Raw genomic sequence first — 24,433 nt, 5'->3', positions numbered from 1 at the left:
GGCCCTGGGACGAAACGGGTGATGGATCCCCTGCTGATCCGGGATCCACCGGGCCGACGAGGGTGCGTTCAGCCTAGGAGCGAGAGCCGGTCTTGCTTGTGGCGACCGTGGCTTCGGACGACGGAGTGGATGACGCAGTGCGGTCTGATCCGTCGGCATCGTCGTCGGCGGAGGCACTGCGCAGCCCCAGGTTCTCCGCGTCGGTGTCGTAGTAGTCTACCGCAGCCTTCGGATCGGCCCAGGAACGGCCGGGGACGTACGGCGACGGCTCGGCACCCGTGTGGCGACGCGACTGGATGACGATGATCGCGAGTCCGACGACGATCGCCAGGATCGCGGCCCAGACGTTGGCGCGGATGCCGAAGAGGTACTCGCTCGGGTCGATCCGGATGGTCTCCCAGACCGTGCGACCGGCGCCGTACCAGATGAGGTAGACACCGAACAGGCGGCCCCACTGCGGGTTGAAGCGGTGTCCGATCCAGAGGATGACGGCCACCCCCAGCAGGTTCCAGATGATCTCGTACAGGAACGTGGGGTGGAACAGGGTGCCGGCGGGCAGACCGATCGGGAACGCGGGGTTGCTGGCCTCGATCTCGAGGCCCCAAGGCAGGTCGGTGGGGAGCCCGTAGAGCTCGTGGTTGAAGTAGTTGCCGAGGCGTCCGAACGCCTGCGCGAGCAGCAGACCGGGCGCGAGGGCGTCGGCGAAGGTCCAGAACCGGATCCCGGTCATACGGCAGCCGATGTAGGCGCCGACCGCTCCACCGATGAGCGAACCGAAGATCGCGATGCCGCCCTCCCAGATGTAGAGCGTCCGCAGGAGGTCGGCACCCGGGTAGAAGTAGTCGCCGGGGTGGGTCAGGACGTGGAAGATCCGCGCACCGATGATCCCGAGCGGGATGGCCCACAGGATGATGTCGAGCACGATGCCCGGCTCGGCACCGCGCTTCGTCAGCCGCCGGGAGGTGAGGATGGTGGCGGCGATGATCCCGGCGATGATGCAGAGCGCGTACATGTGCACCGTGAACGGGCCCACGCTGAAGGTCGCGATGTCCGGGTTCGGGCTCGGGATGCTGAGGGGTGCAATCACTGCAGTGGTCGCCTTTCGTTACGAACTCTGATCGAGTGTAGGGCTTTCAGCATCGCGGACGTGCTGAGGATACCCTCAGCGGGCGGTGCCGGCCGCGAGTGAACGGGCGACCTCGGTGATCGCCGGGACACCGCCGTCGGCGAGTGCCTTGACGAACACGGATCCGACGATGGCTCCGTCGGCGTACTCCAGGACCGAGCGGACCTGCTCCGCGGTCGAGATGCCGATGCCGACGCACGCGTGCTGTGCCCCCGCCGTGCGGAGACGACCGACGAGGGTCTTCGCGGCCGCGTCGAGGTCCTGCCGGGCACCGGTGATGCCCATCGTGGAGACGGTGTACACGAAGCCGCGGGAGCGCTCGGTCACGAGCGACAGGCGCTCGTCGCTCGACGTCGGCGCTGCGAGGAAGACCCGGTCGAGACCGTGGCGTTCACTGGCGTCCAGCCAGTCCGCCGCGGCGTCGGGGGTGATGTCGGGGGTGATGAGCCCGGCTCCCCCGGCCGCTGCGAGGTCGGAGGCGAAGCGCTCGACGCCGTACTGCAGTACCGGGTTCCAGTACGTCATGACGAGGACCGGGACGTCCACGGCAGCGCGGATGGCGCTGATCGCCGTGAAGACGTCGCACAACCGGAACCCCTCCGCGAGGGCGGTCATGGTCGCAGCCTGGATGACCGCTCCGTCCATCACGGGGTCGGAGTAGGGCACGCCGAGCTCGAGGACGTCGACGCCGTTCTGCGCGAGCGCGATGGCGGCGTCGATACTCGTCTGGAGGTCGGGGAACCCGACGGGGAGGTACCCGATGAGGGCGCCGCGGCGGTCGACGGCGGCGGCGTCGATCGCCGAGGCGACCGGTGAGACCGTCGTGTGGTCGGTGGCCGGGGCGGTCATGCGTTCCGCCCGGCTTCGTCGAGGAGTCCGAAGTAGGTGGCAGCCGTCTCGACGTCCTTGTCTCCGCGCCCGGAGAGGTTGATCAGGATGGTCGCCTCGGGGCCCAGTTCCTTGCCGAGGACGATGGCCCCGGCCAGTGCGTGGGCGGACTCGATCGCGGGGATGATCCCCTCGGTGCGGCTCAGGAGTCGGAAGGCCTCCATCGCCTCGGCGTCCGTCGCGGGGACGTACGTCGCCCGGCCGGTGTCGGCGAGCCAGGCGTGCTCCGGTCCGACGCCCGGGTAGTCGAGGCCTGCGGAGATGGAATGGGACTCGACGGTCTGGCCGTCGTCGTCCTGGAGGACGAAGGTGCGGGCACCGTGCAGGACACCCGGACGACCGCGGCCGATGGACGCGGCGTGCCTTGGGGTGTCGACGCCGTCGCCGGCAGCCTCGACTCCGTAGAGCGCGACGTCCGCGTCGTCGAGGAAGGCGTGGAAGATGCCGATGGCGTTGGAGCCGCCACCGACGCAGGCGACGACCGCGTCGGGAAGTGAACCGTTCAGCTCGAGGAGCTGTGCGCGGGCCTCTTCTCCGATGATCTTCTGGAAGTCGCGAACCATGACCGGGAACGGGTGTGGGCCCGCTGCGGTGCCGAAGATGTAGTTCGTGGTCTCGACCGACGCGACCCAGTCGCGGTACGCCTCGTTGATGGCGTCCTTGAGGGTCCGCGAGCCCGTCGTCACGGGGATGACGGTCGCGCCGAGGAGTCGCATGCGGGCGACGTTGAGCGCCTGGCGCTCGGTGTCGACCTCGCCCATGTAGATCGTGCAGTCCAGGCCGAAGAGTGCGGCCGCGGTGGCTGTGGCCACACCGTGCTGACCGGCCCCCGTCTCGGCGATGACGCGGGTCTTGCCGATGCGCTTCGTGAGGAGCGCCTGGCCCAGGACATTGTTGATCTTGTGCGAGCCGGTGTGGTTGAGGTCCTCGCGCTTGAGGAAGATCCGCGCACCACCGGCCGATGCGGCGAAGCGTGGCACCTCGGTGATGATCGACGGGCGGCCGGCGTAGTCGCGGAGCAACGTCGTCAGCTCGGCCTGGAAGCTCTCGTCGGCCTTGGCGGCCTCGTAGGCCGTCGCGAGTTCGTCGACCGCGGCGATGAGCGCCTCCGGCATGTAGCGTCCGCCGAAGTCGCCGAAGAACGGACCGGCCTCGTCTCGGAGGTGCGTCGGTTCGGCGTGGGCGGGGGTGGCTGGTGACATGGTCATGCGGTGGCTCCCAGGAACTGTTCGAGGGTGGCGACGGGGTCGCCGGTGACGAGCGCCTCGCCGACCAGGACGACGTCGGCGCCGTCACGTCGGTAGGCGGCGACGTCGGCGGCGCGGAGCACAGCGGACTCGGCCACCTTGACGGCGTCGGCAGGGAAACGGTCGGTCAACGATCCGAAGAGGTGTTGGTCGAGTTCGAAGGTGCTGAGGTTCCGCGCGTTGACGCCGATGAGCCGGGCGCCGATGTCGCTCGCCCTGGCCAGCTCCTCGGCGGAATGGGTCTCGACCAGTGGGGTCATGCCGAGCTGCAGGACGAGTTCGTGCAGCGACGACAGCGTGGCCTGGTCGAGTCCGGCGACGATCAGGAGGACCAGATCGGCGCCGGATGCGCGGGCTTCGAGCACCTGGTACGGCAGCGAGATGAAGTCCTTGCGCAGGACCGGGATGCGGATCGCGGCCCGGACGGCCTCGAGGTCTTGCAGCGAACCGCCGAACTTCCGCCCCTCGGTCAGCACGCTGACCGCGCTGGCTCCGCCCTGCTCGTAGAGCGAGGCGAGGAGCGCCGGGTCGGGGATGTCGGCCAACGCGCCGCGGGACGGACTGGACCGCTTGACCTCGGCGATGATCTTGACCTGGTCGGCCGGGGCGAGCGCAGCGAGGGCGTCGATGGCCGGAGGGGCCTCGACAGCAGCGGCTTCGACGACTGCAGCCGGACGGCCCGCGAGGCGCCCGAGAGCGTCCTCCTTCGCGCCGGCCATCAGGTCGGCGAGCATGTTCAGTGCTCTTTCGCCACGGTCTTGGACCCGCCGACGCCGTATCCCGCCTTGGCGAGGACACCGCCCGTGATCCACCCGAGGAGGAGGACGCCGGCGGAGGCCCAGACGAGGACGGGCATGTCGAGCCAGAAGAAGACCGTACCGGCGGCGAACGCGACCAACATGATGATCACGGCCGTCCAGGCGGCGGGCGAGTGTCCGTGGCCGGGGTCCGAGGGGTCGGTGCTCATGGTTCTCCTTCTGTGCGAGTGCGGGTTCCAGTGTACCGGCAAGCGGTGGGCGGTTCCGTGCGTGGGCCACGAGTTCCCAGGTGGCCCGGGGTGCCGTCGTGGTTCGGCGCAGCGGTCAGCGCGTCGGGTCGTCGCCGCGGCTGAGGTCGTCCCAGGCGCCCACCGGATCGGCGCTCGGGGCCGTCTCGACCTGCGTGAACCGGACCGCCTGGTACTTCTTCGACGGACCGGGCCACCGGCGGTGGGTGAGCACGGTCGCGAGCCCGGCGAGTCCGAGCACGACGCCGAGCACCAGGGTGATCGCCGGCCAGGCGGTGAGCGTGGTCGCCGCGACGAGGTCGATGGTCGACTGGCTTCCGGCGACGCCCGTGGCCTCGGTGACGGCCGCCGCGCCTGCGGTCGCCGGCGAGGCGAGCACCGCGATCGACGAGATCATGACGCAGGCGCCGATGACGGCCTCCAGCAGGCCGAGGATGATGCGGAACACCGGCCCGGCGATGGCCAGCGCCGCGACGAGGGCGAGACCGGCGAGGGCGAGTGCGGACAGGGCGGGAGCGGCGACGGAGCCGACGACGTCGAGCGCGCCGGAGTGCGGGCCGACGCCCACGAGGCTGATCGAGAGCCAGGTCTGGGTCCACGCCGCGAGGATGAGCGCGTCGGCAAGGACGGCGGTGACGAGGAGCAGGGTCTTCAGGCGGCGCTGACGACTGCGCAGAGCCCTGGACTCGAGCTCGTCAGGCTCGGACGGTTCGTCGGGCCTCGGCGGCTCCACCGGTCCGGACTGGGGTGCTGCAGTGCTCTCGGTCATGCTCCAACTCGATTCATGGTGTCGGCGTCGGTGCTGCGACGACGTCGAGGCTCCGGCCGTCGAAACAGCTGCGCGTACCCGTGTGGCAGGCGGCACCGTGCTGATCGACCTCCACCAACAGGGTATCCCCGTCGCAGTCGTAGGCGAGCGCCCGGACGAACTGCACGTGGCCGGAGGTGTCCCCCTTGCGCCAGTACTCCTGTCGTGACCGGGACCAGTAGGTGACCCGCCCCTCGGTCATCGTCCGGCGGACGGCCTCGGCGTCCATCCACCCGAGCATGAGGACCTCGCGTGAGTCCCACTGCTGCACGATCGCGGGGAGCAGGCCCTGCGCGTCGAAGGTGAGCTGGCCGATCGCGGTCTCCGGGTCAGCGCCCACCGGGATGGTGATGTCCGCGCTCATGCCCGCACCGTCCAACCGGCGTCGGCGAGTTCCTGTTTGACCTGGCCGATCGTCAACTCGCCGTTGTGGAAGACGCTCGCGGCGAGGACGGCGTCGGCACCCGCGGCGATCGCGGGTGGGAAGTCGGCGAGGCGGCCTGCTCCCCCGGACGCGATGACCGGAACCCGGCTGATCTCGCGCATGGCGCTGATGAGCTCGGTGTCGAACCCGGCCTTGGTGCCGTCGGCGTCGATCGAGTTCACCAACAGCTCGCCCGCACCGCGTTCGATCGCCTCGGTCGCCCAGGCGAGCGCGTCGAGCTCGGTCTCACGTCGGCCGCCGTGTGTCGTGACGATCCATCCGGATGCGCTGCCGGCGTGTCGCTTCACGTCCAGGGAGAGGACGAGGACCTGAGCGCCGAAGCGGTCGGCGATCTCCCCCAGCAACTCGGGCCGGGCGATCGCGGCGCTGTTCACGCCGACCTTGTCCGCTCCGCTGGCCAGTAGCCGGGAGACGTCGTGGGTCGAACGGACCCCGCCGCCGACCGTGAGCGGGATGAAGACCTGCTCGGCGGTGCGGCTGACGAGGTCGTAGGTGGTGTCGCGTTCGGCGACGGTGGCCGTGACGTCGAGGAAGGTCAGTTCATCGGCGCCCTGCTCGGCGTAGCGCTTCGCGAGCTCGACCGGATCGCCGGCATCGCGGAGGTCGAGGAAGTTGACGCCCTTCACGACGCGCCCGTCGGCGACGTCGAGACAGGGGATGACTCGGGTGGCGAGTGACACGGAGGCCTCCGCAGAGCGACTGGGACGGGTGATGATGGAGGGGTGACTCAGAGTCGGGCGGCGTGGATGGCCGTGACGAGGATGGCGCGTGCGCCGAGCTCGTAGAGGCGGTCCATGACGTCGTTCGCGTCGCCGCGAGGGATCATGACCCGGACCGCCACCCACTCGGGGTCGCGGAGCGGCGAGACCGTCGGCGACTCGATGCCACCGGCGACGGCGGTCGCCTGCTCGAGCAACCGGACCGGGAGGTCGTAGTCGACGAGCACGTACTGCCGCGCGACGAGCACGCCCTGCAGTCGGCGGATGAGCGTCGCCGTGGTGGGCTTCGTCTCCGGCGACGCGATGAGCACGGCGGTGGAGTCGAGGATCACCGGGCCGAAGATGCCGAGGCCGGCCTTCCGGAGGGTCGTGCCGGTGGACACGACGTCGGCCACCGCGTCCGCGACCCCGAGCTGGACGGCCGACTCGACCGCACCGTCGAGGTGGACGAGCGTCGCATCCACTCCGGCGTCGCGGAGGAAGTTGCCGACGAGGCCGGGGTAGCTGGTGGCGACCGTCTTCCCCGCGAGATCGGAGAGCTCGGAGAACTCGTCGGCCGGACCGGCGAAGCGGAACGTCGAGCCGCCGAAGCCCAGCTCGGCGAGTTCGGTCGCGGCGGAGTGGGAGTCCAGGAGCAGATCGCGCCCCGTGATGCCGATGTCGAGGGCGCCGGAACCGACGTAGGTCGCGATGTCGCGCGGACGGAGGTAAAAGAACTCGACGTCGTTCCGTGCGTCGACGACGTGGAGCTCCTTGGTGTCGCGACGGGTCGCGTAGCCGGCCTCCTGCAGCATCTCGACGGCGGTCTCGGACAGCGAGCCCTTGTTGGGCACGGCGACTCTCAGCATGGGGTGACTTTCGTGTTGTGCGATGGTGTCTCGACAGGGTGATCAGGAGGCGCGGCGGATGCGCCGCGACGTGCTCCTACAGATGTCGGTAGACATCGGCGGGGGTGAGCCCCTTCGCCACCATCATCACCTGCACGTGGTAGAGCAGCTGCGAGATCTCCTCGGCCGTCTCGGTGTCGCTCTGGTACTCGGCCGCCATCCAGACCTCGGCGGCCTCCTCGACGATCTTCTTCCCGATGCCGTGCACACCCGTGTCCAGTTCGCGGACGGTGCCGGAACCCTCCGGCCGGGTCTCGGCCTTCAGGCGCAGCTCGTCGAACAGCTCGTCGAAGGTTTTCACGTGCTCCAGGGTACCGGTTCCGGGCGGCGGCGCGCACCGCGGGGGCGCTCGACCGGCCAGCCGGGTCAGTGGGCGTGCGTCGACGCCTCGGCTGCGGCCCGGAGCAACGCGATGTTCGAGGCCGGATCGGAACCGCTGTAGACGGCCGACCCCGCGACGAAGGTGTCGGCACCGGCGGCGGCTGCGATCCCGATCGTGTCCGCGGAGATCCCGCCGTCGACCTGGAGCCAGACGTCGAGACCGGTGCGTGCGACCTCGGCTGACAGCGCCTGCAGCTTCGGCATGGTCTCCGGCATGAACGACTGTCCGCCGAAGCCCGGTTCGACCGTCATGACGAGCACCTGGTCGAACTCCGGCAGGAGTTCCAGGTACGGCTCGATGGGCGTGCCGGGTTTCACGGCGATCCCGGCACGTGCCCCGATGGAACGCAGGCGTCTGGCGAGGGCGACGGGGTCGCTGGTGGCCTCGGCGTGGAACGTCACCGAGTACGCCCCGAGCTCCGCGTAGCCGGGAGCCCATCGATCGACGTCCGAGATCATGAGGTGGACGTCGAGCGGGACCGGAGACACGTCCTGGATGCGACCGACCATCTGCGGACCGAACGTGAGGTTCGGGACGAAATGGTTGTCCATGACGTCGACGTGGACGAGGTCGGCGCTCGCGATCCGCTCCAGGTCGGCCTGGAGGTTCACGAAATCGGCGGACAGGATGCTCGGGTTGATGCGCGCGGACATGTGCTCGAGCCTATCGACCGACAGTGGGTTCGGCCGACTCCGCGGGCTTGCGGAGCAGCGCGATGTACATGGCGTCGGTGCCCTGGCGGTGCGGCCAGAGCTGGACCGCGCCACCGGGCGCCGCGGCGTCGAGCGGTTCGGTCGTCACCTGGTCGAGCACCGCCGAGGTGTCGAGTCGCTCCATCCCGGGGTGGGCTCGCAGGGCGCTCTCCACGATCAGTGCCGTCTCGCCGACGTGCGGCGAACACGTCACGTACGCCACGATCCCGCCGGGAGCGAGCGCGGTGATGGCGGCGTCGAGCAGTGAGCCCTGCAGTCGGGTGAGTTCGGAGACGTCCTTCGGGGTCTTCCGCCACCGCGCCTCCGGTCGTCGTCGCAGTGCGCCGAGCCCGGTGCACGGGGCGTCGAGGAGGATGCGGTCGTAGGTAGCGGGATGCTCCGCCGCGAGCTTCGTGCCGTCGGCGGTCGAGACCGACACCTCGAGCGGGACACCTGCGAGGGCGCGTTCCACGAGACGGGCCCTGGCGGGGACCAGCTCGTTCGCGTCGAGACGTGCCTCCCCGGCGAGGGCCTCGGCGGCCAGGAGTGCCGCCTTGCCACCCGGCCCCGCGCAGAGGTCGAGCCATCGCTCGCCGGGTCGCACCGGTACCGCCCGCGTCAGCGCGAGCGCGGCGAGCTGCGAGCCCTCGTCCTGGACGCGGAGGCGCCCGCCGCCGGTCCCGACGAGCTGGACCGGGTCGCCGCCGGGGTTGCGGAAGCCGTACGGGGAGAAGCGGTTCGGCTCGGCGTCCTCGGGCCGGTCGGCGAGTCCCGGGAGCGCGATGAGGTTCACCTGCGGGGCGAGGTTGTCCGCGGCCAGCGCGTCCTCGAGTTCGTCGCCGCGGTCCTGCAGGTCGAGTGCCTGCCTGATGGCCCGGACGACCCACGACGGGTGAGCGGTGCTCACGGCCAGGCGATCGGTGTCGTTCGTGACCTCACCCAGCAGGATGCGCTCCCACTCGGCGGGCTCGGTCCGCGAGATGGTGCGGAGGACCCCGTTGGTGAAGCCGGCCGCCGACCGCGAACCGGCGGACCGGGCGAGCTCGACGGACTCGTTCACGGCGGCATGGCCTGCGACGCGCATGGAGAGCAGCTGGTGGGCGCCGAGCCGCAGGACGTCGAGGATCGCGTCGTCGATCTCGGTCACGGGGCGCTTGGCCGCGTGTGCGATGACGCGGTCGTAGTACCCGCGTCGGCGGAGGGTGCCGTACGTCAGCTCGGTCGCGAGGCCGGCGTCCGCCGGACTCAGCTTCGCCTCGGCCAGCCGGTGCGGCAGGAGGAGGTTCGCGTAGGCGTCCGAGGTGCTAACGGCGTGGATGACGTCGAAGGCCACGCGGCGTGCCGGCTGCACGGTCGCCGAGTCACGCGGCCGGGTGGGACGTTGGCGCCCGCGTCGGGGTTCCACGTCGCGGGGCCGTCGGTCGCGGCGTCGCTGACCCTCGGGCTGCTGGCCGCTCACGCGGTGACCAGCCGATCGGTTCCGGCGGACGCGCCGCGCCACCAGTCGGCGGCGGGCATCGCCGTGCGTCCGGACGGCTGCACCTGCAGGAGTCGCAACGGGGTGTCCGCCGTGCCGACCAGGACGAGGCCGTCGGCGGACACGATCGTCCCGGGCGCCGGTGGGTCCGTCGGCATGGTCGACGCGGGGACGGCGCGGAGCACCTTCAGCCGTGCCTCGTCGAGGAGGGTGAATGCGCCCGGCTCGGGAGTCACCCCGCGGATCTGCGACCATACGGCGGCGGCGGGGCGGTCCCAGACGATCCGGCCGTCCTGGCCGTCGAGCTTCGGCGCGAGCGACACCTCGCCCTGTTGCGGGACCGCGACCGCGGTGCCGGCGGCGATGGCGCCGACGACCTCCGCGGTGAGCGGTGCGCCGAGGTCGGCGAGGCGGTCGAGGAGCTCCCCCGACGTCTCGCCCTCGGCGATCGGCGTCTCCACCGTCGCGAAGACGTCGCCGGCGTCGAGAGCCGGCACGAGCTGGAAGACCGACGCACCGGTGACCGCGTCTCCGGCCATCACCGACCGTTGGACGGGAGCCGCGCCGCGCCAGGCCGGCAGCAACGAGAAGTGCAGGTTGATCCAGCCGTGTGCCGGCGCGGACAGGAGGGGTTCGCGGACGAGCCCGCCGTACGCGACGATGACGCCGAGTTCCGCGCGGAGCGCGACGATCCGTGCGGTGGCGTCGTCGTCGAGACGTGCAGCGCGGATGACGGGGAGTCCGAGCCGTTCTGCGGCCACGGCCACCGGCGACGGGGTCAGGACCCGTTTGCGGCCGAGCGGGGCGTCGGGTCGGGTCACGACGGCCGCGATCTCGTGCCCCTCCGAGACGAGGGCGTCGAGCGTCGCGACGGCGACGGCGGGGGTGCCGGCGAAGACCAGCCTCATGCGGTTCGGGCTTCGTGGACGGGGTGGATCATGACAGCATCTCCGGATCGTCGAATCGTACTCTGAGTGTAGGCGGGGCTTTCGGTGCCCGCCTGCCTGGGGTCGGCCGTCGACGCTTCGCCGCCTGCGCGACGACGGTCGCCCGCAACTGCTCGGCGACCGCCCTGGCATGGCCGTAGTCGACCCGCAGGATCGCGACGCTGTCGCCCGCTTCGTCGACGGTCGGGCCGAGCACGCGGCTCCGGTACTCGGCGGGCAGCGCGGCGAGAGCGGCGTCGACGGCGTCGCGGGTGCCGGTGAGGGTCGCGCTCCGGACCGCGGGAGGGAACCCGAGCTCTCTGCGTTCGGCGAGCTCCTCGCTCGCGAACCGCGGCTGCTGCCACAGGGCGAAGGCGTTCGCCACGGGGCCCTCGACGCCGATCAGGAGCACCGGCGCGCGTGGAGCGGCCAGGGCTGCGGCGTTCGACCACCACCGCAGGCAGTCCTCGGCGACACGGAGCGACTCCCGCGCCAGCATGCGGTCGGCGTCGACCAGGAGGACGGCGGCATAGCCGCCCGCGGCGACGGGCTCCGCGCCTCGGGTCGCGATCACCAGCGCCGGCTCCGGGCCGACCTCGAACTTGGGCGCGTCGCCGTCCGACACCACGACCCGGTACCGGGGGAACGCCCGGCCCAGTTCCTCGGCGGTCCGGCCGGTGCCGGCGGCCGTGACGCGGAACGCTGTGTCGTGGCAGGTCTCGCACGACCACCCGGCCGCGAGGTGACCGCACCACCGGCAGGAGGGCTGCGAACGGGCTGTGGCGAGTTGGAGTGGACCGTGGCACACCGAGCAGTGGGCCCTCGTCCCGCACCGGCGACAGGCGAGGTGCGGCGCGTACCCAGGCCGCGCGACCTGGACCAGCACGGGTCCGTGATGCAATGCCTCGTCGACCGCGCGCCAGGCGCTCGACGGAATCCTCGCCTGGCTCGTCATGGCGTCGTCGCCGCTCGCCCGGGACACGACGACTCTCGGGCGTATCGGCGGGGTCGGTGCGACCTCGTGCAGCCAGCCGAGTTCGACGAGTCGCTGCGTCTCGGTACTGCGTGAGTGCGCGGCGAAGACGAGGGCGGAGCCGCTCATCTCCTGCCGGGTCAACGCGACGTCGCGAGCGTGCACATAGGGGGCGAGCTGCTCCTGGTGGAGGGGGTCGCCGTCGTCCCACAGGGCGATGAGTCCGAGGTCGTGCGCCGGTGCATAGACGGCCGACCGGTTGCCGACGACGATCCGGGGTACCGGATGCAGTCCGTCCAGGTAGGCGCGGTAGCGAGCAGCCGGGGTCTGCTTCGCGTCGGCCCTCGCGACCGCGGCACCGACGCCGAGCTCGTCGAGCGCCGCCAGGAGGTGTTCGACGTCCCGGTAGTCGGGGACGCAGAGGATCGCACTCCTCCCCTCGGACAGCTGGTTCACGGCGAGAGCCGCCAGCGTGAAGGACCAGTCGGGGAGCCAGACGCCCGCTTTCGTCGCGGTCAGGGTGGGGATCGCGCTGATCGCGTACCGCTCCCCCGGCGCGAGACGGTCGAGGGTGCCGGGGGCGAACCCCGGGACGGTGCGCCGCTCGACCGACGGAGGCTCCGGCGGGGTCGCGGCGGTCCAGGTCTTCTCCACCCGGACCTGTCGCGGCGGAATGGCGAGACGCAGGACGTCCATCGCGCTCCCGGCGCTGCGATCCGCGACACGGCGAGCGAGCGTCCACAGGGTCGGGGTCAGGACCGGTACCGACGACACGACCGAGCTCAGCGGGCTGAGCGCCCCGCCGAACTCGCTCGAGTCGGCGAGGTCGACGATGAACCCGTTCGCCGACCGCCCGGCCGAGCGCAACGGGACCGAGACGCGCGCGCCGAGCACGGCGTCATCGGCCAGTTCGTCGGGAATGGCGTAGTCGAACAGGTGGTCGAGCTGTGGCAACGGGGAGTCGAGCACCACCCTGGCGACCCTCGCGCCGACCACGGCTACAGCCCGGCTGCTGACCGCAACGCCTCCACCCGGTCGAGACGCTCCCACGTGAAGTCGGGGAGCTCGCGGCCGAAGTGCCCGTACGCCGCCGTGGCGGCGTAAATGGGGCGGATGAGGTCGAGGTCGGCGATGATCGCGGCCGGACGGAGGTCGAAGACGTCGCGGATCGCGCGCGTGATGTCCGCCTCCGGCACATGGGCCGTCCCGAAGGTCTCGACGTAGAGTCCGACCGGCGCGGCCTTGCCGATGGCGTAGGCGACCTGCACCTCGAGACGTTCGGCGAATCCGGCGGCGACCGCGTTCTTCGCCACCCAGCGCATGGCGTATGCGGCCGAGCGGTCCACCTTCGACGGGTCCTTCCCGCTGAAGGCCCCACCGCCGTGTCGAGCCGCTCCGCCGTAGGTGTCGATGATGATCTTGCGTCCGGTGAGCCCGGCGTCGCCCATCGGGCCACCGACGACGAAGATGCCGGTCGGGTTGATCAGGTGCGTCACGTTCGAGCTGTCGAGCTCGACCGTCGCGAGGACCGGTTCGATGACGTGACGCTGGACGTCGCGGCGCAGCTGCTCCGTGGAGACACCCGGATTGTGCTGCGTGGAGACCACGACCGTCTCCACGGTCTTCGGGAGGAAGCCGTCGTACCCGATGGTGACCTGGGTCTTGCCGTCCGGGCGCAGGTAGTCGAGCTGGCCGGACTTGCGGACCTCGGCGAGTCGCTCCGCGAGGCGGTGCGCGATCCAGCTGGGCAGCGGCATGTACTGCGGCGTCTCGGTGGTCGCGAACCCGAACATGATGCCCTGGTCGCCGGCACCCTGGAGGTCGTAGGCGTCGACACTGGACTGCTCACGGGACTCGAAGGCATGGTCGACTCCGGCGGCGATGTCGGCGGACTGCGAGCCGATCGACACGCTCACGCCGCAGGAGTCGCCGTCGAATCCGATGTCGGACGAGGTGTAGCCGATGGACCGGATGCGCTCGCGGACGATCGTCGGGATGTCGACGTAGCCGCTCGTGGAGACCTCACCCGCGACATGGACGAGTCCGGTGGTGACGAGCGTCTCGACGGCGACTCGACTGCGCGGATCCACCTCGAGGAGCGCGTCGAGGATGCTGTCCGAGATCTGGTCGCAGATCTTGTCGGGATGCCCCTCGGTCACGGATTCGGAGGTGAACAGGCGCAGCTCGGTCATGCGGTCTCCCGTCGGAAGTGGTGGTGCGATGGTGGAGGGATCGGCCGTCGCGGTGTCTCGGGGCCCGACCGTTCATCACTCTAGTCGAGGCCTCGGACACGTCGTCCGTCCGTGACGCGCGGCGTCGGCGGCGGCTGGAACAGGCCCGACACGACGAATCCGCCGGTCGTCTGGCGCCCGGCGGATTCGTCGTGGTGAAGCGGCTATTCGGCGATCGGCTTGATCTGGAGCTTGTCCTCGTTGATCTCGTGCATCGCGATCGAGAGCGGCTTGTCCTCGACGGACGAGTCGACCAGCGGCCCGACGTTGTCGAACAGGCTGCCCTCGTGGAGGTCGGCGTAGTAGTCGTTGATCTGGCGCGCGCGCTTGGACGCGAAGATCACGAGTGCGTACTTGGACTCGACCTTGGTGAGCAGGGAGTCGATGGGCGGGTCGATGATGCCCTTGAGCTTGTCAGCCATGCAGGTTCACACTCCTCGTGTGGTTGTGTTCGGGGAAGATCGGATCGATGCGGGGTGCGCGTCGGACGTCAATCCCCGTGAATCTTCATCAAGTCTACGACCTCTTGGGCCGCGCGGGCCACGTCGTCGTTGACGACACGGTGGTCGAACTCGTCCGCGGCGGCCAGTTCGACCTTCGCGGTGCGCAGTCGGCGCTCCCGTTCCTCCTCGTCCTCGGTGCCTCGTCCGACCAGTCGACGGACCAGTTCGTCCCAGCTCGGGGGCAGCAGGAACACCAGGGTCGCCTCCGGCATCGCCTCCCGGACCTGGCGGGCACCCTGGATGTCGATCTCGAGCAACGCGCTGTCGCCGGCCGCGAGCGCACGCTCGATCGGCTCGCGTGGCGTGCCGTAGCGGTACGCGTTGTGGACCGTGGCGTGCTCGAGCAGGCGGTCGCCCTCGATGAGGCCGTCGAACTCGTCGTCGGTCACGAAGTAGTAGTTCACCTCGTGCTGCTCCCCCGGCCGGGGCTTGCGCGTCGTGGCCGAGACGGAGAGGTGCACCTCCGGGTAGTGGTCGCGGATGTACGCGGCCACCGTCCCCTTGCCGACGGCCGTCGGGCCGGCGAGCACGACGAGTCGGCTGCGCGCGGTCCCCGGGTAGCGCTCGGCGATGAAGGCGCGGAGGCGATCCCGCTGGAGTCGACCGAGACCCCCGAGGCGCTTGACCGAGGAGATGCCGAGCGATTCGAGGATCCGCCCGAGCTTGGTGACGCCGACACTCGGGATGCTGAGGAGGTACTCGGTGATGCGGATGCCGCCCTCGATACCGTCCGGATCGGCGGTCGCGGCGTCGAGCACCTCCAAGGGGGTGCGGGCGCCCGAAGCGATGGACGCCTTGACGGTCGCACGCGCGCGGCGTTTGCGAACGGCCTCACGTGAGGCGGCGGCCCGATCGACCTCCGGCATGTTCCTGCCGGGCTGGTCCTGCTCCTGGTCAACCACGGGCGCTCCTCACGGCTGCGACGGAACGTTCGACGGCGTCCGCGATCCCCGAGGGTCCGGCGGCGAGGATGCTCCGGGACTCGGAGACGATGACACCCGGTGCGAGGTGGCCGTAGATGGATCCGAGGTCGGCGACCGCGGCTCCCTGGTGGCCGAAGCCGGGTGCCAGGATCGGGAGCGTGGTCGTCGGCGGTACCGCCGTCAGGCCGAACTCCTCGAGACGGAGCGTGGCACCGATGACCGCACCGATCGAACCGGTCGACCCGGGGTGGTGCCGTGCGTTCCAGTGGTCGATCTCGGCGAGCATCGACGCCGCGACGGTGAGGCCGGCGCCGTCTTCGGCGAGCTGGACCTCTCGACCCTCCGGGTTCGAGGTCGCCGTCAGCACGAACACGCCCTTGCCGTGCTGCTCGGCGAGCTCAAGTGCCGGCTGCAGTGAGCCGAAGCCGAGGTAGGGGTTCACCGTGAGGGCGTCGACCTCCAGCGGTGAACCGGGGGTCAGCCACGCCTCCGCATAGCCCTCCATGCTCGTCCCGATCTCGCCGCGCTTCACGTCGCCGATCACGAGGAGCCCGGCGTCGCGTGCCGCTGCGAGGACCCCTTCGAGGGCGATGTACCCGGCCGACCCGAACCGTTCGAAGAACGCCACCTGCGGCTTGACGATCCCGGCGCGACCGGCTGCGGCCTCGACGACGGCGAGGCCGAAGGCCCCCGCGCCGGCGGCGGTGTCGGGCAGTCCCCACGCCTCGAGCAGGAAGCGGTGCGGATCGATGCCGACGCAGAGTCGGCCCGACCGGACGAAGACCTCGTCCAGTCGGGTTCCGAACGAAGCCGTCACGAGCGCGCAGCCCGATCGAGTGCGTACTCCTGGAGCGAGCGGACCTCGAAGCCACCGCCGAGCGCCTCGAAGGAGCCGACCGCGGCGGTGAGCTGCGCGATCGTCGTGAAGAGCGGCTTGTCGGCCGCGACGGCGGCCGCGCGGATCTCGTAGCCGTCCGCGCGAGCCGACCGGCCACTCGGGGTGTTGATGACCATGTCCACCTCGTCGCGGTTGATCAGGTCGACGATCGAGTCGTCCTCGCCCGCGGCCGTGGTCTCGCTGTACTTGCGCACCGTCCGGGCACTGATGCCGTTCCGGTTCAGCACCTCGGCCGTGCCGTCGGTCGCGAGGATGTCGAACCCGAGCTGCTGGAGGCGCAGCACCGGCAGGATGATCGAACGCTTGTCGCGGTCGGAGACCGACACGAACACCGTTCCGCTCGACGGCAGGCCGCCGTAGGCCGCCTCCTGGCTCTTCGCGAACGCGCGCGGGAAGTCCTTGTCGATGCCCATCACCTCGCCGGTGGAGCGCATCTCCGGGCCGAGCACGCTGTCGACGATCTGGCCGTCCTTCGTGCGGAAGCGCTTGAAGGGCAGCACGGCCTCCTTGACCGACACCGGGGAGTCGATCGGGACGCGGGAGCCGTCGACCGGGGGCAGGAGCCCCGAGTCCTTGAGCTCGGCGACCGTCGCGCCGGTCATGATGAGTGATGCGGCCTTCGCCAGCGGGATGCCGAGCGCCTTCGACACGAACGGCACCGTGCGGGACGCACGCGGGTTCGCCTCGATGACGTAGAGGATGCCGGCGCCGATCGCGAACTGGACGTTCAGCAGACCACGCACGCCGATCCCCTGGGCGATCGCGAGCGTCGCGTTCCGCACGCGGTCGATCTCGGCGCGACCGAGCGAGACGGGCGGCAGGGTGCAGCTCGAGTCGCCGGAGTGGATCCCGGCCTCCTCGATGTGCTCCATGACGCCGCCGATGTAGAGCTCCTCGCCGTCGAACAGGGCGTCGACGTCGATCTCGATCGCGTCGTCGAGGAAGTGGTCGACGAGCAGCGGCTGGGCCGGACCCACGATGCCCTGGTCCTCGATGCGCACGAAGTAGTCCGTGAGCGAGGCGCTGTCGTAGATGATCTCCATGCCGCGTCCGCCGAGCACGAAGCTCGGGCGGACGAGGACCGGGTAGCCGATCTCCTCGGCGACGCGCAGCGCACCCTCGATCTCCACCGCGGTGCCGTTCTTCGGCGCGACGAGGCCGGCGGCGTCCAGGATCTCCTGGAACTGGCCGCGCTCCTCGGCGAGGTCGATGGCGGTCGGCGTGGTGCCGAGGATCGGGACGCCTGCGGCCTCCAGACCCTTCGCGAGCCCGAGCGCCGTCTGGCCGCCGAGCTGGACGACGACACCGACGAGTTCGCCCGACTCGCTCTCGGCGTGGATGACCTCGAGGACGTCCTCGAGCGTGAGCGGCTCGAAGTAGAGCCGGTCGCTCGTGTCGTAGTCCGTCGAGACGGTCTCGGGGTTGCAGTTGATCATGATCGTCTCGAAGCCGGCGGCCTGCAGCGCGAAGGACGCGTGCACGCAGGAGTAGTCGAACTCGATGCCCTGGCCGATGCGGTTCGGGCCGGACCCGAGGATGACCACCTTGCGGCGGTCGCTCGCGACCACCTCGGTCTCCGTGTCGTAGCTCGAGTAGTGGTACGGGGTCAGGGCCGGGAACTCGCCGGCGCACGTGTCGACCGTCTTGTAGACCGGCCGGACACCCAGGATGTGGCGGACCTCGCGCACCTCCTGCTCGCCGAACCCGCGCAGCTGACCGATCTGCGCGTCCGAGAAGCCGTGGTTCTTCGCGGTCCGGAGCACCTCCGTGTCGAGGCGCTCGGCCCCGGCGATCCAGTCGGCGACGTCGTTGATGAGGACGATCTGGTCGATGAACCACGGGTCGATCTTGGTGGCCTCGAAGACCTGCTCGGCGGTGGCGCCCTTGCGGAGCGCCTGCTGCACGACGACGATGCGGCCGTCGGTCGGGGTCTTCATGACCTCGAGCAGCTCCTCGACGCTGCGGGACTCGTCGCCCCAGTGGAAGCTGGAACCGCGCTTCTCGAGCGACCGCAGCGCCTTCTGGAGCGCGGTCGCGTAGTTGCGTCCGATGGCCATCGCCTCGCCCACCGACTTCATGGTGGTCGTGAGCGTCGGATCGGCGGCGGGGAACTTCTCGAACGCGAAGCGCGGCACCTTCACGACGACGTAGTCGAGCGTGGGCTCGAAGCTCGCGGGCGTGACCTTCGTGATGTCGTTCGGGATCTCGTCGAGGCGGTAGCCGATGGCCAGCTTCGCCGCGATCTTCGCGATCGGGAAGCCGGTCGCCTTCGAGGCGAGGGCGCTCGAACGCGAGACGCGGGGGTTCATCTCGATGACGATGATGCGGCCGTCGGCCGGGTCGACCGCGAACTGGATGTTGCAGCCGCCGGTGTCGACGCCGACCGCGCGGATGATGTCGATACCGATGTCGCGGAGCTTCTGGTACTCGCGGTCCGTCAGCGTCAGGGCGGGAGCCACCGTGATGGAGTCCCCGGTGTGCACGCCGACCGGGTCGACGTTCTCGATCGAGCAGACGACGACGGTGTTGTCGGCCGTGTCGCGCATGAGCTCGAGCTCGTACTCCTTCCAGCCGAGGATCGACTCCTCGAGGAGCACCTCGGTGGTCGGGCTCTGGTGGAGGCCGTCGCCGACGATCCGGCGGAGCTCCGTCTCGGTGTATGCGAAGCCCGAGCCGAGGCCGCCCATGGTGAACGAGGGGCGCACGACCAGCGGGTAGCCGAGGTCCTCGGCGTAGCCGACGGCCTCCTCGACCGTGTGGGCGATGTAGGAGCGGGCCACGTCCGCGCCCGCGTCGAGCACGAGCTGCTTGAAGATCTGGCGGTCCTCGCCCTTGTTGATCGCCTCGAAGTTCGCGCCGATGAGCTCGACGTCGTACTTCTCGAGGATGCCGTGCTCGTGCAGCTGGATCGCGGCGTTCAGCGCCGTCTGGCCGCCGAGGGTCGGGAGGATCGCGTCGGGCTTCTCCTTCGCGATGATCGTCTCGATGACCTGCCAGGTGATCGGCTCGACGTAGGTCGCGTCGGCGAAGTCGGGGTCGGTCATGATGGTCGCCGGGTTCGAGTTGACGAGGATGACGCGGACGCCCTCCTCGCGCAGCACGCGGCACGCCTGGGTGCCCGAGTAGTCGAACTCGGCGGCCTGCCCGATGACGATCGGCCCGGAGCCGATGACGAGGACGCTGTTGATGTCGTCGCGCTTGGGCACTAGTTGTTCTCCTTGGTGCTGGAAGTGGTGGCGTGGCCGGTCACGAGGTCGCGGAACCGGTCGAACAGGTAGACCGCGTCGTGCGGACCCGAGGCGGACTCGGGGTGGTACTGGACCGAGAACGCGGGGATGTCGATGCAGTTGATGCCCTCGACGACCTCGTCGTTCAGGCTGTAGTGGCTGACCTCGGCGAGGCCGAACCCGGCGGGCGTCTCGTGACGGCCCTCGATCGGCAGGTCGACCGCGAAGCCGTGGTTCTGCGAGGTGATCTCCACCCGGCCGGTCGCCTTGTCGAGGACCGGCTGGTTGATCCCGCGGTGACCGAACGGCAGCTTGTAGGTCTCGAAGCCGAGCGCGCGGCCGAGCAGCTGGTTGCCGAAGCAGATGCCGAAGTACGGCACGCCCGCGCGGAGCACGTCCTGCAGGAGGGCGACGTGCGCGTCGCTCGCAGCCGGGTCGCCGGGTCCGTTGGAGAAGAACAGGGCGGACGGTTCGAGCGCGAGGACCTCGGCCGAGGTCACCGACTGCGGCAGCACCACGACGTCGAAGCCGCGAGCGGCGAGGTGGTTGAGCGTCGACGTCTTGACGCCGAGGTCGAGCACTGCGACGGAACCGACGCGCTCGCCCACCGCCGGCACGGTGTACTGCTCGGTCGTGGAGACCTGGCTCGACAGGTTCAGACCGGCCATCTGCACGCCGGCCCGGACGAGACTGAGCTGCTCGGCGCCGGACAACTCGAAGTCCTCGCCGGAGAACACGCCGCCGCGCATGGAACCGGCGGAACGGATGTGCCGGGTCACCGCGCGGGTGTCGATGCCGCTGATGCCCACGACGCCGTCCTGGACAAGTTCGTCGTCGAGCGAGCGGTCCGCTCGGAAGTTCGAGACGACGCGCGACGCGTCACGCACCACGTATCCGGCGACCCAGACGCGGGCTGACTCCATGTCCTCGCGGTTGACGCCGGTGTTGCCGATGTGCGGCGCGGTCATCAGGACGATCTGTCCGGCGTAGGACGGGTCGGTCAGCGTCTCCTGGTAGCCGGTCATGCCGGTGGCGAAGACGACCTCGCCGAGCGTGCGGCCGGTCGCGCCGTAGGCGTGCCCGACGTAGCGGCTGCCGTCCTCGAGGACGAGTACCGCTGGACTGGGTGGGGTGAAGGAGGTCATGGTCAAGCCCTCTCGTGAGGCGGTGGGGTGGAGTCGTCGGCCGAGGTGATGTCGGCGACGGTGTCTGGGGTGCCGGTCGGCCGGAGTCCGGCGTCCGCGGCGGGGATGAGGCTCGTGACGGCGTCGATGATGCGGGCGCGGTCCGCCTGCTCGAGGACGCGGAAGGTGCTGTCCGCGATCACCGTCGGGACGGGGCGCCAGCTCAGGCGGATGAGCCCACCCGGCTCGACGACCCGGTCGATCGTGAGGTTGGTCTGGTCGACGCCGACGATGCTCGTCGCCGGGATGAACGTCGGCCGCTCCCCCGGGACGTCGACGACGACTCCTGCGGTACCGAGCTCGAGCGTGACCCGGGATCGGTAGCGCAGTCCCTGCAACGCCAGCCGTTCGAGCGGCTGGTCGTGCTTCGACGTCGCGACGTAGAGGACCTCGACCGTCAGTGACGGGACCGGCCGCGGGTCGGGGAGTTCCGCGAGGGGACCGACCTGGGCGTCGCGCGCGACGCGGCGCCGCCAGGCGAGGGCCATGAGGGCGAGGATACCGAGGAGGACGAGGGCGACGAGGACGGCCGCGAGGATCCGCCCGTCCATCAGTGCTCGACCTCCGCGGATCGCGCGGCGCGGCGTGCTGCGGCCGCGACCTGCTCCGTCGGGAGCACGGCGCCGTCCAGGACGGTCGCGTAGCCCCGGTGGAAGGTGGCGACGACGCGGCCGGGCAGCTCCAGGCCGAGGTAGGGCGAGTTCACGCCCTTGCCGGCCAGGTCGGCCGTGCCGAACGGACGGGTGGCGGCGGTGTCGTAGAGCACGACCTCCGCCGGAGCGCCGGCGTCGATCGAGGCCCCCTGCCCGGTGATCCGTCCGATCCTCGCCGGCGTCGCCGAGAGCACCCGGGCGACATCGTTCCAGTCCAGGAGCCCGGTCGCGACCATCGACGCGTGCACGACGGAGAGGGCGGACTCGAGGCCCACCATGCCGTTCGCGGCGGCGTCCCACTCGCAGTCCTTCGCCTCGACCGGGTGCGGTGCGTGGTCCGTCGCGACGATGTCGATCGTGCCGTCCGCGAGGGCCTCGCGCAGCGCCTGGACGTCCTCCGCCCGTCGCAGGGGCGGGTTCACCTTGTACCGGGCGTCGTAGCTCGCCACCAGCTCCTCCGTGAGCAGCAGGTGGTGCGGCGTGACCTCGGCCGTGACGGGGATGCCCCGGGCCTTCGCCCAGCGGATGACGTCGACGGAACCGGCCGTCGAGACGTGGCAGATGTGGAGGCGGGAACCCACGTGCTCGGCGAGGAGCACGTCGCGGGCGATGATCGACTCCTCGGCGACCGCCGGCCACCCGGTGAGCCCGAGTTCGCCGGAGAGGGCGCCCTCGTTCATCTGCGCGCCGACGGTGAGCCGGGGTTCCTGCGCGTGCTGAGCGATCACGCCGTCGAAGGCCTTCACGTACTCCAGCGCACGGCGCATGAGCAGCGGGTCGGACACGCAGAGGCCGTCGTCCGAGAAGACCCGGACCTTGGCACGCGAGGAGGCCATGGCGCCGAGTTCGGCGAGTCGTTCCCCGGCGAGTCCGACCGTCACGGCACCGATCGGCTGCACCGTGGCGTAGCCGGCGCGTTCACCGAGCGACTGCTCCTGCTCGACGACCCCGGCCGTGTCGGCCACCGGCGAGGTGTTGGCCATCGCGAACACCGCGGTGAAGCCGCCGGCGGCTGCGGCACGCGTGCCGGTGAGCACCGTCTCGCTCTGCTCGAACCCGGGTTCCCGGAGATGCGTGTGGAGGTCGACGAGCCCGGGCAGCGCGAGGAGGCCGTCCGCGTCGACGACGGTCGCGCCGACGGCGCTCAGCCCGGAGCCGCGTTCCGCGATCCGTCCGTCGCGCAGGAGGAGGTCGGTGCGTGTCCCGTCGGCGAGCGTCGCTCCGGTGATCAGGGTGACGTCGTGGTTCGAAGTGGGCTCAGACACGGGTGGATTCCTCTCGATCGCCGGACAGCAGCAGGTACAACGCGGCCATCCGGACCGACACCCCGTTGGCGACCTGTTCGAGGACGGTCGACCGGGGTGAGTCGGCTGCCCCGGACGAGATCTCCAGACCGCGGTTCATCGGCCCGGGGTGCATGACAATGCTAGCCGGATCGAGGCGGGCGAGCCGCTCGTCGTCGAGCCCCCAGCGCCTGGAATACTCCCGGCTGTTCGGGAAAAAGGCGGCGTGCATGCGTTCGGACTGGATCCGGAGCATCATCAGCACGTCGGGACGCTGGGCGATCGCGTCGTCCAGGTCGTAGCGGACGGTGGCCGGCCAGGGGCCGAGGTCCACCGGAAGCAGTGTCGGCGGAGCGACGAGGGTGACCTCGGCGCCGAGCGTGTCGAGCAGCCAGACGTTCGAGCGGGCGACCCGGGAATGCAGGATGTCGCCGACGATCGTCACCGCCACCCCGTCGAGCGCGCGACCGCGGGAACGCTCGCCGTGGAGTCGCTTGCGCATCGTGAACGCGTCCAGGAGGGCCTGGGTCGGGTGCTCGTGCGTCCCGTCCCCCGCGTTCAGGATGCCGGCGTCGATCCACCCGCTGTCGGCGAGGGTCTGCGGCGCACCGGAGGCGGAGTGTCGGATCACGACGGCGTCGGCGTGCATCGCGGCGAGGGTCTGCGCGGTGTCCTTCAGGCTCTCGCCCTTCGAGACGCTCGAGCCCTTCGCGCTGAAGGTGATGACGTCCGCGGACAGCCGTTTGGCGGCAGCCTCGAACGAGATGCGCGTGCGGGTCGAGTCCTCGAAGAAGAGGTTGACGACCGTCTTCCCACGGAGGGTCGGGAGCTTGCGGACCTCACGGAACTGCGTCTCGGCCATGTCCTCCGCGACGTCGAGGATCTCGATCGCCTCGTCGCGGGTGAGCGTCTTCGTCGACAGCAGGTGCCTCATTCGCCGCTCCCCTCGATCGTGACCGAGTCGTCGCCGTCGAACTCCGTGAGCCGGACGAAGATGCGCTCCGCCTGTGAGGAGGGCAGGTTCTTCCCGACGAAGTCCGGTCGGATCGGGAGCTCGCGGTGCCCGCGGTCGACGAGGGCGGCGAGCCGCACGACGCGCGGCCGGCCCAAGTCGGTCAGCGCGTCGAGGGCGGCGCGGATCGTGCGTCCCGAGTACAGGACGTCGTCAACGAGGACGACCGTGCGTCCGTCGATCCCCTGTGGCGGCAGCGTCGTGGGCTGCGGTGCGCGGGTCGGGTGCTTCGCCAGATCGTCGCGGTACATCGTGACGTCGAGTGCACCCGAGACGATGGTCGCGCCCGAGATCGAGGAGATCGTGGCGGCGATCCGCTTCGCGAGGATGACCCCGCGCGTCGGGATGCCGAGGATCACGAGGTCGTCTGCTCCGCGGTTGGACTCGAGGATCTCGTGGGAGATCCGAGTCAACGCCCGCGCGATGTCAGCTTCGTGCAGCACGGTACGTGCGCTCATCGCCGACTCCCTTCTCCGCCTCTCTGGACGGTCTTAAAGGTTGTCTTGGTCAACACCCGAGCCTAGCAGTCGGATCAGGCCTCGTAGAGCTCCAACGGGAGGCCGTCGGGATCGAAGAAGAACAGCATCTTGCGCGAGGTGTGCGGGTCGATCCGCACGTCTTCGACGCGGACCCCCAGCGCCACCAGACGGGCGTGGCCGGCGTCGACGTCGTCGACGGCGAAGGCGAGGTGCCGCAGCCCGAGCGCTTCGGGCCCGGATGCGCGCGCCGGCGGGTCCGGGAAGGAGAACAGCTCGATGAGGTACTCACCGTTCAGGGCGAGGTCGCCCATCCAGGAGTCGCGCTCGGCCCGGTACACCTCGGTGATCAGCTCGCAGCCGAGCACCGAGGTGTAGAAGCGCTTGGAGGCCTCGTAGTCGCTGGCGATGATCGCGATGTGGTGCACGCGCTTCAGCGGCAGGGCCGGACCGGTCTCGTCGCTCAT

Annotated in this window: 24 protein-coding genes and 1 pseudogene; all 25 read right to left on the bottom strand. The window is 70.4% G+C overall.

Going from position 1 to position 24,433, the window contains the following annotated elements:
* Positions 1–73 precede the first annotated feature (73 nt).
* Positions 74–1,087, bottom strand: a complete 1,014-nt coding sequence (lgt, locus tag FGL15_RS19325) for a prolipoprotein diacylglyceryl transferase (RefSeq protein WP_079002517.1) — start codon at positions 1,085–1,087, stop codon at positions 74–76.
* 75 nt (positions 1,088–1,162) lie between these two features.
* The gene (gene trpA / locus FGL15_RS19320) at positions 1,163–1,975 is read right to left on the bottom strand and encodes a tryptophan synthase subunit alpha (protein ID WP_138947087.1); all 813 of its coding nucleotides are present in this window, start codon (positions 1,973–1,975) and stop codon (positions 1,163–1,165) included.
* On the bottom strand, positions 1,972–3,222 hold the full coding sequence (gene trpB / locus FGL15_RS19315; RefSeq protein WP_370281926.1) for a tryptophan synthase subunit beta: 1,251 nt from the start codon (positions 3,220–3,222) through the stop codon (positions 1,972–1,974). Before trpB ends, trpA begins: the two co-directional genes overlap by 4 nt.
* Entirely contained in the window at positions 3,219–3,995 is a 777-nt protein-coding gene (gene trpC, locus FGL15_RS19310; RefSeq protein ID WP_138947086.1) for an indole-3-glycerol phosphate synthase TrpC, read from the bottom strand. The genes trpB and trpC overlap by 4 nt, the downstream gene beginning before the upstream one ends.
* Before the next feature lie 2 nt (positions 3,996–3,997).
* A complete protein-coding gene (locus tag FGL15_RS19305; RefSeq protein WP_079705940.1) occupies positions 3,998–4,228 on the bottom strand; it encodes a DUF6704 family protein in 231 nt (76 codons plus the stop codon).
* Between the two features lie 115 nt (positions 4,229–4,343).
* Positions 4,344–5,036: a Trp biosynthesis-associated membrane protein gene (locus FGL15_RS19300; protein ID WP_138947085.1), complete on the bottom strand. Its 693-nt coding sequence runs from the start codon at positions 5,034–5,036 to the stop codon at positions 4,344–4,346.
* Between the two features lie 13 nt (positions 5,037–5,049).
* Positions 5,050–5,439, bottom strand: a complete 390-nt coding sequence (hisI, locus tag FGL15_RS19295) for a phosphoribosyl-AMP cyclohydrolase (RefSeq protein ID WP_138947084.1) — start codon at positions 5,437–5,439, stop codon at positions 5,050–5,052.
* Positions 5,436–6,200 (bottom strand): imidazole glycerol phosphate synthase subunit HisF, encoded by a 765-nt coding sequence (gene hisF, locus FGL15_RS19290; RefSeq protein ID WP_138947083.1) that lies wholly within the window; start codon positions 6,198–6,200, stop codon positions 5,436–5,438. The genes hisI and hisF overlap by 4 nt, the downstream gene beginning before the upstream one ends.
* Positions 6,201–6,247: 47 nt before the next feature.
* Complete coding sequence (gene hisG, locus FGL15_RS19285) at positions 6,248–7,087, bottom strand: ATP phosphoribosyltransferase (protein ID WP_137241676.1); 840 nt, start codon at positions 7,085–7,087, stop codon at positions 6,248–6,250.
* A 76-nt stretch (positions 7,088–7,163) separates the two neighbouring features.
* The gene (locus FGL15_RS19280) at positions 7,164–7,427 is read right to left on the bottom strand and encodes a phosphoribosyl-ATP diphosphatase (protein ID WP_064293847.1); all 264 of its coding nucleotides are present in this window, start codon (positions 7,425–7,427) and stop codon (positions 7,164–7,166) included.
* Positions 7,428–7,492: 65 nt separating this feature from the next.
* Positions 7,493–8,161 carry a ribulose-phosphate 3-epimerase gene (rpe, locus tag FGL15_RS19275; RefSeq protein ID WP_138947082.1) on the bottom strand — a complete coding sequence of 223 codons (669 nt, stop codon included), beginning with the start codon at positions 8,159–8,161 and terminating at the stop codon, positions 7,493–7,495.
* A gap of 10 nt (positions 8,162–8,171) precedes the next feature.
* Positions 8,172–9,659, bottom strand: a complete 1,488-nt coding sequence (locus FGL15_RS19270) for an RsmB/NOP family class I SAM-dependent RNA methyltransferase (RefSeq protein ID WP_370281921.1) — start codon at positions 9,657–9,659, stop codon at positions 8,172–8,174.
* A complete protein-coding gene (gene fmt, locus FGL15_RS19265; protein WP_138947081.1) occupies positions 9,656–10,585 on the bottom strand; it encodes a methionyl-tRNA formyltransferase in 930 nt (309 codons plus the stop codon). Before fmt ends, FGL15_RS19270 begins: the two co-directional genes overlap by 4 nt.
* A gap of 28 nt (positions 10,586–10,613) precedes the next feature.
* On the bottom strand, positions 10,614–12,548 hold the full coding sequence (locus FGL15_RS19260) for a primosomal protein N' (RefSeq protein ID WP_240773647.1): 1,935 nt from the start codon (positions 12,546–12,548) through the stop codon (positions 10,614–10,616).
* A 26-nt stretch (positions 12,549–12,574) separates the two neighbouring features.
* A complete protein-coding gene (metK, locus tag FGL15_RS19255; protein ID WP_064293843.1) occupies positions 12,575–13,768 on the bottom strand; it encodes a methionine adenosyltransferase in 1,194 nt (397 codons plus the stop codon).
* A gap of 203 nt (positions 13,769–13,971) precedes the next feature.
* The gene (gene rpoZ / locus FGL15_RS19250) at positions 13,972–14,229 is read right to left on the bottom strand and encodes a DNA-directed RNA polymerase subunit omega (RefSeq protein WP_056005756.1); all 258 of its coding nucleotides are present in this window, start codon (positions 14,227–14,229) and stop codon (positions 13,972–13,974) included.
* A 68-nt stretch (positions 14,230–14,297) separates the two neighbouring features.
* A complete protein-coding gene (gene gmk, locus FGL15_RS19245; protein WP_064293842.1) occupies positions 14,298–15,176 on the bottom strand; it encodes a guanylate kinase in 879 nt (292 codons plus the stop codon).
* A gap of 28 nt (positions 15,177–15,204) precedes the next feature.
* A complete protein-coding gene (gene pyrF, locus FGL15_RS19240; RefSeq protein ID WP_205858656.1) occupies positions 15,205–16,050 on the bottom strand; it encodes an orotidine-5'-phosphate decarboxylase in 846 nt (281 codons plus the stop codon).
* Positions 16,047–19,337 carry a carbamoyl-phosphate synthase large subunit gene (gene carB, locus FGL15_RS19235; protein WP_138947079.1) on the bottom strand — a complete coding sequence of 1,097 codons (3,291 nt, stop codon included), beginning with the start codon at positions 19,335–19,337 and terminating at the stop codon, positions 16,047–16,049. Before carB ends, pyrF begins: the two co-directional genes overlap by 4 nt.
* A complete protein-coding gene (gene carA, locus FGL15_RS19230; RefSeq protein WP_138947078.1) occupies positions 19,337–20,503 on the bottom strand; it encodes a glutamine-hydrolyzing carbamoyl-phosphate synthase small subunit in 1,167 nt (388 codons plus the stop codon). Before carA ends, carB begins: the two co-directional genes overlap by 1 nt.
* A gap of 2 nt (positions 20,504–20,505) precedes the next feature.
* The gene (locus tag FGL15_RS19225) at positions 20,506–21,093 is read right to left on the bottom strand and encodes a hypothetical protein (protein ID WP_138947077.1); all 588 of its coding nucleotides are present in this window, start codon (positions 21,091–21,093) and stop codon (positions 20,506–20,508) included.
* A complete protein-coding gene (locus tag FGL15_RS19220) occupies positions 21,093–22,460 on the bottom strand; it encodes a dihydroorotase (protein ID WP_205858655.1) in 1,368 nt (455 codons plus the stop codon). The genes FGL15_RS19225 and FGL15_RS19220 overlap by 1 nt, the downstream gene beginning before the upstream one ends.
* Complete coding sequence (locus FGL15_RS19215) at positions 22,453–23,412, bottom strand: aspartate carbamoyltransferase catalytic subunit (RefSeq protein WP_071260160.1); 960 nt, start codon at positions 23,410–23,412, stop codon at positions 22,453–22,455. Before FGL15_RS19215 ends, FGL15_RS19220 begins: the two co-directional genes overlap by 8 nt.
* Positions 23,409–23,954 (bottom strand): annotated as a pseudogene (gene pyrR, locus FGL15_RS19210) (bifunctional pyr operon transcriptional regulator/uracil phosphoribosyltransferase PyrR); the annotation flags it as partial. The pseudogene pyrR and the gene FGL15_RS19215, both read right to left, overlap by 4 nt.
* A 68-nt stretch (positions 23,955–24,022) precedes the next feature.
* A complete protein-coding gene (locus tag FGL15_RS19205; RefSeq protein WP_138947391.1) occupies positions 24,023–24,433 on the bottom strand; it encodes a VOC family protein in 411 nt (136 codons plus the stop codon).

This window comes from Plantibacter sp. M259, from assembly GCF_006065115.1.
Taxonomy (GTDB): domain Bacteria; phylum Actinomycetota; class Actinomycetes; order Actinomycetales; family Microbacteriaceae; genus Plantibacter; species Plantibacter auratus.
This window is presented reverse-complemented; position numbering and strand designations above follow the sequence as displayed.